The sequence below is a fragment of the Alcanivorax sp. 24 genome, from assembly GCF_004360225.1.
GTDB classification, from domain to species: domain Bacteria; phylum Pseudomonadota; class Gammaproteobacteria; order Pseudomonadales; family Alcanivoracaceae; genus Alloalcanivorax; species Alloalcanivorax xiamenensis.
This window is the reverse complement of record NZ_SNUA01000018.1, coordinates 1-13,154: the sequence shown is the minus strand read 5'-3', so window position 1 is coordinate 13,154 and position 13,154 is coordinate 1. Positions and strand designations below refer to the sequence as shown.

General features: G+C 63.4%; 9 protein-coding genes. 8 read left to right on the top strand and 1 reads right to left on the bottom strand.

All coding sequences use genetic code 11. From position 1 onward, the window contains the following. Nucleotides 1-40: 40 nt before the first annotated feature. Genes E0L37_RS18575 through E0L37_RS18560 form a run of 4 tightly spaced genes read left to right on the top strand, consistent with a single transcriptional unit; the run spans nt 41 to nt 6,733 of the window. Nucleotides 41-1,993, top strand: coding sequence for a TonB-dependent receptor domain-containing protein (locus E0L37_RS18575; protein ID WP_240687506.1), 1,953 nt, complete (start codon nt 41-43; stop codon nt 1,991-1,993). Then, the gene (gene cobN / locus E0L37_RS18570) at nt 1,993-5,928 is read left to right on the top strand and encodes a cobaltochelatase subunit CobN (RefSeq protein ID WP_205655650.1); all 3,936 of its coding nucleotides are present in this window, start codon (nt 1,993-1,995) and stop codon (nt 5,926-5,928) included. Before E0L37_RS18575 ends, cobN begins: the two co-directional genes overlap by 1 nt. Continuing rightward, nucleotides 5,925-6,425 carry a MotA/TolQ/ExbB proton channel family protein gene (locus E0L37_RS18565; RefSeq protein ID WP_133493154.1) on the top strand — a complete coding sequence of 167 codons (501 nt, stop codon included), beginning with the start codon at nt 5,925-5,927 and terminating at the stop codon, nt 6,423-6,425. The genes cobN and E0L37_RS18565 overlap by 4 nt, the downstream gene beginning before the upstream one ends. Then, nucleotides 6,425-6,733 (top strand): DUF2149 domain-containing protein, encoded by a 309-nt coding sequence (locus E0L37_RS18560; RefSeq protein ID WP_133493153.1) that lies wholly within the window; start codon nt 6,425-6,427, stop codon nt 6,731-6,733. Before E0L37_RS18565 ends, E0L37_RS18560 begins: the two co-directional genes overlap by 1 nt. A 6-nt stretch (nt 6,734-6,739) precedes the next feature. Here E0L37_RS18560 and E0L37_RS18555 read toward each other — a convergent pair whose 3' ends face one another. Next, nucleotides 6,740-7,555, bottom strand: a complete 816-nt coding sequence (locus tag E0L37_RS18555) for a DUF6694 family lipoprotein (protein ID WP_133493152.1) — start codon at nt 7,553-7,555, stop codon at nt 6,740-6,742. A 288-nt stretch (nt 7,556-7,843) separates the two neighbouring features. On the opposite strand from E0L37_RS18555, the gene E0L37_RS18550 reads away from it, so the two are divergent. From E0L37_RS18550 to E0L37_RS18535, 4 genes are all read left to right on the top strand, one after another. Next, nucleotides 7,844-8,797 (top strand): endonuclease, encoded by a 954-nt coding sequence (locus tag E0L37_RS18550; RefSeq protein WP_133493151.1) that lies wholly within the window; start codon nt 7,844-7,846, stop codon nt 8,795-8,797. Nucleotides 8,798-8,981: 184 nt separating this feature from the next. Then, nucleotides 8,982-9,722, top strand: a complete 741-nt coding sequence (locus E0L37_RS18545) for a GntR family transcriptional regulator (protein WP_133493150.1) — start codon at nt 8,982-8,984, stop codon at nt 9,720-9,722. Then, the gene (gene leuA, locus E0L37_RS18540) at nt 9,719-11,431 is read left to right on the top strand and encodes a 2-isopropylmalate synthase (RefSeq protein WP_133493149.1); all 1,713 of its coding nucleotides are present in this window, start codon (nt 9,719-9,721) and stop codon (nt 11,429-11,431) included. The genes E0L37_RS18545 and leuA overlap by 4 nt, the downstream gene beginning before the upstream one ends. Nucleotides 11,432-11,796: 365 nt before the next feature. Then, nucleotides 11,797-12,186, top strand: coding sequence for a hypothetical protein (locus tag E0L37_RS18535; RefSeq protein ID WP_133493148.1), 390 nt, complete (start codon nt 11,797-11,799; stop codon nt 12,184-12,186). Nucleotides 12,187-13,154 lie beyond the last annotated feature (968 nt).

Below are 13,154 nucleotides of genomic sequence, written 5' to 3'. Positions count from 1 at the left end.
CATTTTTGGCGCCACCTGGCGCCCTTCTCGTGAGGCTCCGATGTTTCCACGTTCGCTGGTATCCCTTGTGCCGCTCTCCGCCATTGTCACCGCCAACCCGGCCATCGGCGAGGAGTCCACGCCGCACCATCAAACCGCCACATTGCCGGCCATCGTGGTCACCGCCACGACCTCGGAACGGAACGAAGCGGATACCCCCGCCAGCGTATCGGTGATCGATGGCGATGATCTGCGCCAACGGCCCGTTCACGATCTCTCCGATGCGGTCCGGAGTGCCGTCGGTATCGATGTGGAGAGCGTCGGTCTGGGCAGGCGCGGCATCTCGATCCGGGGCATGAGTTCCGAACACACCCTGGTGCTGATCGACGGACAACGCATCAACAGCTCCGCCTCCGCCATCGCCCACTCGGACTTCGAGTTGGGCTGGATGCCGGTGGAAGCGATTGAGCGGGTGGAAGTGGTCCGTGGCCCGATGTCGTCGCTGTACGGTTCGGAAGCGCTGGGCGGTGTGGTCAATATCATTCCCCGTTCCGCCACCGACCAATGGCAGGGCTCGTTCAGCAGCCAGGCCCTGATCAGCGATCACGGCCTGGACGGCAATCACTACAAAGGCGGCTTCTATGCCGGCGGGCCGCTGCTACCGGGCACATTGGGCGTTAACGTCTGGGGTGAATACCGCCGTCGCGACGCCCTGCTCGACGCCGCCGACCCCGAACTCACCGCCCTGGACGAACAACGCGCCACTAGTGGCCATGTGGGTTTGACCTGGACACCGGCCCCCTATCAGCGCGTCGATCTCTCCGTGGACGCCGGCAACGAGACTCTGGAAGGCGTTCGCGGCAGCAGCCGAGCCAGCCCCTACCAATCCGACAATGACGTGCAGCGCCGCCGTTATTCTCTCTCCCACCGAGGCGATTGGGGCTGGGGCAACAGTCAGGTCCGCCTCTATCGCGGCACCCTGGATCGTGAGACTTACCGCAGTGACGGCGCGGATACCACCGGCCCCAACCGGTTCACCGACACCGTGCTCGACGGCCGCGTCGGCTGGATCGTCGCCGACACCCATAAATTCACCGTGGGCAGCGAGATGCGCCGCGAGGAACTGGAAGACCCCAACATCAACAGCAAAGGCGAAGACGACCTGACCCACTATGCCGCCTTCGCCCAGGATGAGATCTTTCTTGGCGACAAATGGGAGCTGGTGCTCGGCAGCCGCTTCGATCGTCATCAGGACTTCGGTTGGGAAACCAGCCCACGGGCCTACCTGATGTTCCACCCCACCGACCGGCTGACCTTCAAGGCCGGCGCCGGTCACGGCTTCAAGGCACCGACCCTGAAACAACTGTCACCGGAATTCGAGTCCCGGGCGGCCATGGGCGGGCGCGGCATCATTCGCGGCAACCCGGACCTGGAACCGGAAACCAATCGTTCCTTTGAACTGGGCGCCACTTACAACCAGCAGCGCTGGTCCACCGGCGCCACCCTGTTCCACAACGATGTGCGCAACCTGATCGAAACCGTGCGCCAGCCGACCTGCTTCGAGCCCGGTTACGTCTGTCTGGAATACGACAACATCGCCAAGGCGCGCCTGCGCGGACTGGAGCTGACCGCCGCGGTGGTTCTGCTTGAGCGCTGGCGGCTGGAAGCCAACTATACCTATCTGGATGCCCGCGACCGTACCAACGACGAGCGCCTGGCGGACCGCTCCCGCCATCGCGCCAACACCACGCTCATCTGGGACACCACCGACCGGATCAGCACCCGCTTCCGCGCCGAGTACGTCGGCTCCCAGTACCGCTCCGAAACCGAGCGCGACCGTCCTGATCGCACCCTACTGTACAGCTACGTGGACTACGCCTTCAGCCGAGAAATCAGCCTGCACGCCGGTGTCGAAAACCTCACTGATGAGCGTCTGGCCAATGACGACCCTGATCTCTATGACCGCGCCGACGAAGGACGGCGCTACTTTGTCGGCCTGACGGCGACGTTCTGATGAGTCGATCAACGTCGCCGTCCTCATGGTTGATGCTGTGCGGTTTATGGGTCGCCGTACTGTTGACCATGCCCAATCGTTCCGCCGCCGCCACACCGGTGGTCCTGGTGCTGCACAACGGCTTTGTCTCAGCGGAAAAGTTCCAGCAATTGCAGCCCTTCGCCACGGAACAGGAACTCACCCTGACCCACCTGAATATCGACACGGCTTCCGAGCCGGCACTGCGCGAGGCGGTCGCCACCGCGTCCTGGCTGGTCCTGGACGTGCCGCGTCCCAATGACCGCGCCCGGGTCAGCGGCATCGTCGACAACCTCGCGGCGGACCAACAGCCCCGGCTGATCATCGGTGGCGGACGGCCGCTCTGGACACACCTGGACGATCGTTACGGCGGCGCGTTGACGTCGCTGTACGCCGCCGGCGGCGAGCAGAATTTCCACCGTTTCTTTGCCCTGATCCGCGCGGTGAACGACGGTGCCCGCCCCGCCACCACCCTGCTGGAAACCGCCAGGGCGCTGCCCGCCACCGGCTTTTACCATCCTGACGCACCGCACGTTTTCAAAACCGCGAAAGCCTATTTGAGCTGGTACCTCGGCGCGCATAAACAGAGCGCCAATGGCCGTGTCGCCTTTGTCATTCACCGGGGCGTGGTCGCCGACATGCTGACCCGGGAGATAGACGCGCTGATTCAACGGACGGAGGCGGCGAATCTGTTGCCCGTGGTGCTCTGGTTCGACGGCGCTGACGGAACAAGTCTGAGCAGCCTGCTCAACGGCGCGGAGGCGGACGCCTTGGTGAACCTGACCCACCTGCGCGATGGCAAGGCGCGCAGCCAGGACTTCCTGGATCTCGACATCCCGGTGATCCAGACGCTGCGCTTCCGCGACGGTGAGGACGCCGACTGGCCAGACGCGGCCAGCGGCGTGCCGCCCCGTACCACGGCGGTGTTTCTGGCCACGCCGGAAGGCTGGGGCATCAGCGACCCCACCGTGCTCTCCGCCACCACCAACGGCGTCGATGACCTGCTGCCCGAGCAGGCCGACGCGCTGATCGCCAAGCTGAAAAAACTGGTGGCGCTTCGACATACGCCGGCGGCCGACAAGAAACTGGCGTTGATGTACTGGAATTACCCCGCTGGCGAGAAAAATCTGGGCGCCTCGAATCTGAATGTGCCGCTCAGTCTGGTCTCGATCCAGGCGGCGCTGGCCGCGGACGGCTACGCGGTGGGCGAGCCGGTCAACGAGGAGCAAGTGATCGCCACCGGCCAACGCCTGCTCGGAGGATTGTACGGCAGCGAGCCCCTGGAGGCCTTGCTCGAAGACGATCTGGCGGCGCAGCTTCCGGTAGAGGACTACCGACGCTGGCTGGCTTCACTGCCGCCATCGCGCCGGGACGCGCTGCTGGAAACCGGCGATCCAACGCAGGACCCGGCGGTGCGCGAGATCGACGGCCGGCGCTATTTCGTCATTCCACGCTGGCGGCTCGGCCATCTGCTGGTGATGCCCCAACCGCCGCGCGGCGCCGATCCTTACGCCCATTACCACGACACCGCCAGCGTACCGGCCCACCGTTATCTGGCCAGCTACCTGTACCTGCAACGCCAATACGGCGCCGATGCGCTGATTCACCTCGGCACCCACGGCACTCAGGAATGGCTGCCGGGCAAGGACCGCGGGCTCGCCGCCAGCGATTATCCGTGGCTGGCGGTGGGCGCTCTGCCCGTGTTCTATCCCTATATTCAGGACAACGTCGGCGAAGCCATTCAGGCCAAGCGGCGCGGCCGCGCCGTCACCATCAGCCACCAGACGCCACCGTTCGCGCCGGCCGGCCTGTACGATCAACTGCGCGACCTGCATCAGTTGATACACGAATACCAGCAGGTGGACGACGGCGGCGTGCACGATCAGCTCCGGGCCCGGATTCGTGATGCCGCCGTCACCGCGCATCTGCACGACGACATCGGCTGGAGTGCGGCGCGCATCGATCAGGATTTCGAAGGCTTTTTCCATCACCTGCACGACCACATGCACGAGCTGGCGCGCACGGCGATGCCGTTGGGGCTGCACACCTTTGGCCAGCCCGCCGCCGAGGCCCACCGCATCAGCACCCTGATGCAACAGCTCGGCGAGCCGTTCTATAGCGCGCTTGGCGTGGACAGAAACGAGTTGTTCGCCGCCGATCACAATCAGCTGACCGAAACCCTGCCCTACCAGACCGTCAAACGCATGCTGCAAGCGGACAGCGGCGACGACCTGCCCGAAGACTTGGCGGAATTCGCCCGTGAAGCGCGGCAACGGGACCGACAGTTGCAGGACACGCAGGAAAACCAGGCCCTGCTCGCCGGCCTGGCCGGACGGTTCGTCGCCCCCGGCGCCGGCGGCGATCCGATCCGCAATCCGGACACCACCAGCGGCCGCAACCTGTTTGCCTTCGAAGCGGACAAGATTCCCTCCCGGGCCGCCTACGACGCCGGCGCCGACGCCTATCGGCAGTTGCTCGACGCCTTCCGCGCCGAACACGACGGCCAGTGGCCGACCAAGCTGGCGTTCAGCCTGTGGTCGTCGGAGGCGATCCGGCACTTCGGCGTCACCGAAGCGCAAATCCTGCACGCCCTGGGTCTGCAACCGGTGTGGGACCGTTCAGGCACCGTCACGAATCTGGAGATCATTCCCCGGAAGCAACTGGGCCGCCCGCGTACCGATGTGGTGGTGCAGGTCACCGGCGTCTATCGCGATCAGTTCGACAGCTTCATGTCGCTGCTCGATGACGCCCTGCAGCGCCTCGCCAAACTGGACGAGCCCGACAACCCGATCGCCGCCAACAGCCGGCGCATCGCCTCGGTCCTGACGGAACAGGGCCTGTCCTCCGATCAGGCGGCACGGGCCGCCGGTTATCGCCTTTTCTCCAGCGCGCCGGGGGAGTACGGCACCGGAGTCCCCGATCTGGCCTTGCGTTCCACCGAATGGGACGACGACGACGACCTCGCCCGCCGCTTTCTGGCCAGCAACCGCCACGCCTATGGCACTAACGGCCAGGCCGACCTGCCCGGCGACACCAATCTGCTGGCGCAACAGTTGAGCGGCGCCCAGGCCGCGATCATGTCGCGGTCATCAAACCTGCACGGCGTACTCTCCACCGACCATCCGTTCGAGTTTCTCGGTGGGCTGTCGTCGGCGATCCGGCATCTGGACGGTGAGGCGCCCCAACTGCTGATCTCCGACCTGCGCAGCGGCGATGTGAACACCGCCGGCCTGGAGCGGTTCCTGTCCGACGAACTGCGCGTGCGCTATCTCAACCCGCAATGGATCGGCGCCATGCAGCAGGAAGGTTACGCCGGCACCCTGCAGGTCCTCAACGCCACCAACAATCTGTTCGGCTGGCAGGCCATGGATCCCAGTACCGTGCGCGACGACCAGTGGCAGTCGCTGTTCGATACCTACGTGACCGACAGCCGTGAACTGGGCACCAACGAGTGGTTCGAGCAGCACAATCCCACCGCCCAGGCACAAATGCTGGAACGCATGGCCGAGGCCATCCGCAAGGGCTACTGGGACGCTTCCGAGCAAACCCGCCGTCAACTGGCGCAACGCTGGCAAACCCTGTCGGAGCAGTTCGAGGTGGACACCGGCGCGGAAATGACCCGCCGCTTCATCGCCGACATGGCACGGGGCTTCGGGCTTGATGGCGGCGCCAAACCGGACGCTGATGCCACCCCCAACCCGGCGCAGCCGCCCTCGGCCAACGACGCCAATGAGCCCCAGGCGGTTCAGGGACAGGTCATGGAGGCGGTCGCCGCTGAATCCCCGGACGACGCTCCCCCGCTGCTCTGGGCCTTTAGCTTGATGCTGCTTCTGATTGGCGCCGGCGCTCTGTGGCAAGCCCGCTCCCCGCTTACCCGTTCACCGCTCCCGGAAAATCGAATCCAGAGAAACACATGACCGCTTTTGCCGACATCGAAACCCTGCTTTACACCGTGTCCCGTCTTTTTCTGGCGCCGGTGCTGATCCTTATCGCCCTCGCCCTGGCCTATGCGTTGGTGACGTTTGGCGCTTTCCTGATGGAAGCCTGGCAACGCCGCCGGGGCGGCCAGGCCGGCGGGTTGTTCGCGTTTGCCCGGCGGCACGACTCAATGCCGCACAGCGATGATCTGGAATTATGGATCCTGCGCCGGCTGGAGTGGCTGCGCATCGTCTCGCGCACCGCCCCCATGCTCGGGTTGATCGCCACCATGATTCCCATGGGGCCGGCGCTGCTGGCCCTTGGCAACAACGACGCCGAAAGCGTCGGCCGCAATATGGTCGCCGCGTTCTCCGCCGTGATCCTGGCTCTGCTGGCAGCGAGCCTCTGCTTTTTCATTCTCACCGTGCGTCGGCGCTGGCTGTTGCAGGACCTGCGCGAGCTGGAAAAACAGCGGCAACAGGAAGGCGGACTCTGATGCGTTTTCTCGACGACGAAGACGCCAACGATCCGATGCTCTCGGTGATCAACCTGATCGACCTGTTCCTGGTCATCATCGGCATTCTGATGGTGACCATCGCGCAAAACCCACTGAGCCCGTTCTCGCGGGACAAGGTGGTGGTGGTGGAAAACCCGGGCGACGCCGACATGCGCATCACCATCAAGGACGGGCAGGAACTGACACGCTACGAGTCCAACGGCGAAGTCGGCCAGGGCCAAGGGTCCCGGGCCGGCGTTACTTACCGTCTCGATGACGGGCGCATGATCTATGTGCCGGAGGACTGAACCGGGTTATTCCGCCCGGTATCGTTCCTTCAGCTCCGCCAGACGCTGGCCCGCGGTTTCGCTGAACTCGTGTTCCTCAAACAGCGGCTCCCCTTCCGCGCCATCCAGCCCCACCACCGTGACACTGAATTTGGCGTCCTCGGGAACATCCGGTTCCCCCCAAGGGCCAAAACGGCTCGGCGAGAGACTCCAGCTGGCTTTTTCCCCCGGCTCCAGGCCACCAGGAATCTCGTAGCTGAAATCCTCGTCGAACCAGGGCACGCTGCGATCCGGACTGATGAAACGTCCCTGGAAATGCGCACGGGACACCGGCTTGTCGGTACCGTTCACCACCGACAGCTCAATCACCGGTTCCTTGCCGAACATCTTGCGGTCCTTCATGAAGAAATTCGCCGAGGCCACCTGGAATCGGGACAACGCCGCCTGATCCTGATCCGCTTTCGCTTTCTCCGCTTCCAGGGCCTGAATTTCTTGCTCCGCCTTGTCACGGCGGGCCTGTTCCCGGGCCTGTTGAATGCGATCCGCCTGGGCGATCACCGCCTTGCCGGTCTTGCCATTCAGAGCGAGCCGCAGAATTTCTTCCACGTCTTGCGGGTCGCCTTTCACGGAGGCGGCGAAATTCGCTTTATCCGAGGCGATCACCTGCAGCGCTTGCTCGAATCGGTCGGCCTGCTCCGGCGGCAAACCATCACGGACCTGGGCGATGGACGTTTGCAGCGCCTGTTCCGAACCGCCATCAATAGTGGGCTCGGAACAGGCGGTCAGTGCCACCGTGGCGACGGCCACCAGCAGAGCACCACGGCATCGGGATGTGCCTTTCATAGAACCTCCGTGATCAGTGCTGGCCGGACTATAGCACCCTCTCATGAATACGAACCATACCGGGCGCACAACGCTGATCCGCTTACCGATCCGACGAAGCCACTGTGGGAAGCTGGCTTGCCAGCGAATCGGCGCAAGTTGATATCCCCAGGCCCGGTTCGCTGGCAAGCCAGCTTCCCACAGCGGCTTCGTAGTCCCTTACCACCGCGCATTTTCCTTTCCCCCGCCGGTCAAGTCGCTATACTGCGCGCCGCTCACTTCACGCTGTAAAACAAGGCATTTTTGTTAATGGCATTATTGAAACGCGGGCTCCCCGCTCTCTTCGTTTGTCTTTTCACCTTATCCGCTCTGGCCGCGCCACAACACTTCGCCGAAGCAAAAAAAGAACTGCGTGATCATGTTTACAACGATCGCAATCAGGTCGGCGACGCCTACTGCCAATGCACCTGGGACTGGACCGGCCGCACCGGCGGCCGCGTACATCTGCGGGAATGCGGTTATCAGGTGCGCGCCCAGGCCAACCGGGCCGCGCGCATTGAATGGGAACATATCGTTCCCGCCTCCAACTTTGGCCGCCAACGTCAGTGCTGGCAAAACGGCGGGCGCCGCAACTGCGTATCGGAGGATCCCGTGTTCCGGGTCATGGAAGCGGACATGCACAACCTCACCCCGGTGGTGGGCGAGGTCAACGGGGATCGCAGCAATTACAACTTTGGCCCGGTTCGGAACGTGGCGGCCCAATACGGCGCCTGCGATTTCAAGGTCGATTTCAAACACCGTACCGCGCAACCGCCGCCGGCACTGCGCGGCCAGGTCGCCCGCGTCTATTTCTACATGGCCGACCGATACGACCTGCGCCTGAGCAAACAGCAGCAACGGCTCTTGATGGCCTGGGACCGAAGCCATCCGGTATCCGCCTGGGAACACCAGCGGGACCGGCGCATCGCCACGATCATGGGACACTCCAATCCGTTCGTTACCGGCGAACAACGCTGGACGCTGAACCACCGCAACAGCGGCGAAGGCCTGGTCTCCTCCGTGGCCAGTGCCAGTCAGACACCAGCCAGCACCGAAAGCACCCGATCCACGGGCCCGATCCATGGCAACCGCAATAGCAAGGTCTACCATCTGCCCCAGGGCTGCCCCAGCTATAACGCCATGAAACCCGGTAACCGGGTGGACTTCGACAGCGAAGCCGCCGCCCGCGCCGCCGGCTACCGCAAGGCCGGGAACTGCCGCTGAATCGCGGCATAGCCCTAACGTTCGGATATTCGCTGCCAAGGCAGCTTCCCACAGACAGAAAGCGCTACGGAGCCGCTGTGGGAAGCTGGCTTGCCAGCGAACGCAAAACACGCCCCATCTATTTACAGCACCGCCTTACCGTCATACTCTAAATTGGATCCAGGATCCAATTTAGAGGTGCATTGTGCCCCGCAAACCCATTCCCACGCTCTCCGGTGTCTTCACCCCCACCGAGACCCCGGCTCATCTGGCCCGGGACGTGATCGAAAGCGCGCTGCGTGAGGCCATCATGGATGGTCGCATCCCCCCGGAAACCCCGCTGCGCCAGGAAGAGATCGCCACCCTGTTCGGCGTCAGCCGCATGCCGGTGCGTGAGGCCCTGCGCCGGCTGGAGTCCCAGGGGCTGCTGCACATCCAGCCGTACAAAGGTGCCGTGGTAACCGCACTGATCAACCAGGACGCCATGGATACCTACGGCGTGCGCCTGCTGTTGGAGCCCGAAGCACTGCGTCTGTCCTTGCCGCATCTGAGCGATACCGACCTGGCCGAAGCCTCCGCCTGTCTGACCGCCCTGCGACGTGCCAGGGACAGCGCCACCCTCGCCCGTCTCAACCGGGAGTTCCATATGGCGCTCTACCGGCGGGCCGGCAACGCCCGTCTGCTGTACCTGATCGAGCAGGAACTGGCGCAGGAGGAACGCTTCTTGCGCTTCCATCTTTCCGCCATGGGCACCGGCCACCAGGCCCACGACGACCACGAAGCCCTGCTCGATGCCGCGCGGAGTGGCGATGAGAGCCGTGCCCTGGCACGGCTACGCCGCCATCTGAGCCAGGCCGAACACGCCATCCGTCACTACCTGGCGGATCAGGACAACGCGGCATCACCAGCGGGTGATGCCCCCCGAATAGCAGGAGAATCAAAATGATGCTGAAGGACCCGTCCAGCAAATACCGCCCGTTCCAGACCGTCCAGCTGCCGGACCGCCAGTGGCCCGACCGGGTCCAGCGGCACCCGCCGGTCTGGTGCAGCGTGGACATGCGCGACGGCAACCAGGCGTTGATCGATCCCATGAGCCTGGAGCGCAAGCGGCGTTTCTTCGACTTGCTGGTACGTACCGGCTTCAAGGAAATCGAGGTGGGCTTCCCAGCGGCCTCGCAGATCGACTACGACTACGTGCGCGAGCTGATCGAGACCAACGCCATCCCCGACGACGTCACCATCCAGGTGATGACCCAGGCCCGGGAGGATCTCATTGAGCGCACTTTCGAGGCACTGCAAGGCGTGCCCCGCGCCATCGTCCACGTCTATAACGCCACCGCGCCAGTGTTTCGTGAAGTGGTGTTCAATGTGGACCGCCAGGGCTGCATCGACATCGCCACCCAAGCCACCCGGCGGATCCGGGAGCAGATGGCACGCTATCCGGACACCGACTGGACTTTCCAATACTCCCCGGAGACCTTCTGCTTCACCGAGCAGGATTTCGCTCTGGAAATCTGCGAGGCGGTCATGGACGTGATGGAACCCACGCCACGGCACAAGATGATCCTCAATCTGCCCACCACCGTGGAAGTCGCCACCGCCAACGTGTTCGCCGACCAGATCGAGTGGTTTTGCCGCCACGTTTCCCGGCGGGACAGCGTCATCATCAGCGTGCACCCGCACAATGATCGCGGCACCGGCGTATCCAGCGCGGAGCTGGCATTGTTGGCCGGCGCCGAGCGGGTCGAGGGCACCTTGTTCGGCAACGGCGAGCGCACTGGTAATCTGGACCTGCTCAACCTGGCCATGAACCTGTACGCCGCCGGCGTCAGCCCGGGCCTGGATTTCTCCGACATCCACCACACCCAGCGGGAAGTGGAATACTGCAACCAGTTGCCGGTGCATCCACGCCACCCCTATTCCGGCGATCTGGTTTTCACCGCCTTCTCCGGCTCCCACCAGGACGCCATCAAAAAAGGCTTCGCCGCCCGCGCCAGCAATCCGCAAGGATTTTGGGAAGTGCCCTATCTGCCGGTGGACCCGGCGGACCTGGGACGCAGCTATGAAGCGGTGATCCGCGTCAACAGCCAATCCGGCAAAGGCGGCGTGGCCTATCTGATGGAACAGCACGGCATCACTCTGCCCCGCCGTCTGCAAATGGAGTTCAGTACCGCGGTGCAACTGATCGCCGACCAAACCGGCCGCGAAATCACCGGCGACATGATTCTCGAGTGCTTCCGCAAGGAGTACCTGTTCGAAGCAGCCCCTCTGGCGCTGCGGGATCCGGTGGTGACCACCGCCGACGGCCAAGCGCGTCTGCGTGGCGCCCTGCAAACGCCGGAAGGCGAATTCACCCTGCAAGGCAGCGGCAACGGACCATTATCAGCATTGGTGGATGCCTGCGCCCGGTTGGGGCTGACCTGCGACATCGCCGACTACCATCAGCATTCCGCCGGTGACGGTGCCGACTCGGAGGCTTATGCCTACGTGGAAATCCGGGTGGGCACCCGGCAGCTGTTTGGCGTGGCCCGGGACCAGAATGTGTTCACCGCCTCCCTTCAGGCTCTGATCCGTGCCCTCAACCGGGCGATGGGTAAAGGATGGTTGGCCATGGGAAGCCGCCAAAATGTGACACGCATAACACTAGAAAACTGATTTATAGGCATTTTACACACAGTTACCCGCACTTATGAGAGAGTAGAGACCTCGCTGGCGACCAAGGATTCGGTCACACCCGCCCCCAACGGGTGCCAATCAGTGAGACCCCTTCTTTCAGGTATTGAAAGCATGGCCGTTCTAATCCCCCCCCCAAGAACGGCCATCTCTTTTTTCCTTGCTTCCTGATTGGCCTCCTTTTTATGAATCTGACGGATTAGACGCCGCTTTGGGCTTTCGCTAAACCGCCAGTTGAAGGTTGACTTCCGTCTCCGGGATTACGAAAGGCGCCATCTGACTCGAATAGCGGAGCAGGGTCATAATTCCCTTTTCCATCATAAGGTTAGGAATAAAGGGCCAGGAATATGCAGCAGCAAACCAATTTCGATATGCCCGAGCGGCTTCCGTTCCTGGAAGCGGTGTGCTGGGAGCTGCGTGACGTGCATAACCTCACCTTGGAGGAAATGCTCAATCGCTATGAACGTGGCTGGGCTTACCGGGGTGCCTTGGCTGATCTGGAAGGTCCGGAGAAAACCTTTGTCCGGAAGCTGGCCGTTGCCAAGGCGGAAGCCGCCTATCCCGTGCTGGAGCCACTCAGAAAAGCATTGGGGAAGTTCCAGACATCGGAAGACTATAGAAGAAAGTGCTTCGATGCTCTCGAAATCCGGGATCGTTCCATGATCCTGGACGGCATCGACCTCCTCGCTGCCGACCAGAACCTGCCGAAGACAAAACGTTCGCGTTCCGAAGTCTAACTCTGGGATCAGTCGGATTCGCCAGAAGAGAAGGGCTGGCGAATCTTTTGCAGTCGAGAGCCCACTGGCAGGCAAGCCAGCTTCCCACGGATCATGCTACGAAGCCGCTGTGGGAAGCTTGCTGGCAAGCGAATGGCCAACGGAACGGGGCATTCGCGGCCAAGGCCGCTTCCCACAGCAATGGGCTACGAAGCCGCTGTGGGAGATTCCATGGTGCCCTGCAGGCTCACTGAGACGCCGCACGCTAGCGTGCCAGCCAGCAAGCTGGCTCCCACGGATCATGCTACGAAGCCGCTGTGGGAAGCTTGCTGGCAAGCGAATGGCCAACGGAGCGGGGCATTCGCGGCCAAGGCCGCTTCCCACAGCAATGGGCTACGAAGCCGCTTGTGGGAGATTCCATGGTACCCTGCAGGCTCACTGAGACGCCGCACGCTAGCGTGCCAGCCAGCAGGCCGGCTCCCACGGATCATGCTACGAAGCCGCCGTGGGAAGCTTGCTGGCAAGCGAATGGCCAACGGAGCGGGGCATTCGCGGCCAAGGGCGCTTCCCACAGCAATGGGCCACGAAGCCGCTTGTGGGAGATTCCATGGTGCCCTGCAGGCTCACTGAGACGCCGCACGCTAGCGGGCCAGCCAGCAAGCTGGCTCCCACGGATCATGCTACGAAGCCGCCGTGGGAAGCTTGCTGGCAAGCGAATCACCAACGGGCCGGGGGCATTCGCGGCCAAGGCCGCTTCCCACAGCAATGGGCCACGAAGCCGCTTGTGGGAGATTCCATGGTGCCCTGCAGGCTCACTGAGACGCCGCACGCTAGCGTGCCAGCCAGCAGGCCGGCTCCCACAGATCATGCTACGAAGCCGCCGTGGGAAGCTTGCTGGCAAGCGAATCACCAACGGGCCGGGGGCATTCGCGGCCAAGGCCGCTTCCCACAGCAATGGGCTACGAAGCCGCTGTGGGAGATTCCATGGT

Coding starts and splice junctions, on each gene's coding strand:
- E0L37_RS18535 (WP_133493148.1), top strand. CDS start 11,797: ATGCAGCAGCAAACCAATTTCGATATGCCCGAGCGGCTTCCGTTCCTG.
- E0L37_RS18560 (WP_133493153.1), top strand. CDS start 6,425: ATGCGTTTTCTCGACGACGAAGACGCCAACGATCCGATGCTCTCGGTG.
- leuA (WP_133493149.1), top strand. CDS start 9,719: ATGATGCTGAAGGACCCGTCCAGCAAATACCGCCCGTTCCAGACCGTC.
- E0L37_RS18550 (WP_133493151.1), top strand. CDS start 7,844: ATGGCATTATTGAAACGCGGGCTCCCCGCTCTCTTCGTTTGTCTTTTC.
- E0L37_RS18575 (WP_240687506.1), top strand. CDS start 41: ATGTTTCCACGTTCGCTGGTATCCCTTGTGCCGCTCTCCGCCATTGTC.
- E0L37_RS18555 (WP_133493152.1), bottom strand. CDS start 7,555: ATGAAAGGCACATCCCGATGCCGTGGTGCTCTGCTGGTGGCCGTCGCC.
- cobN (WP_205655650.1), top strand. CDS start 1,993: ATGAGTCGATCAACGTCGCCGTCCTCATGGTTGATGCTGTGCGGTTTA.
- E0L37_RS18565 (WP_133493154.1), top strand. CDS start 5,925: ATGACCGCTTTTGCCGACATCGAAACCCTGCTTTACACCGTGTCCCGT.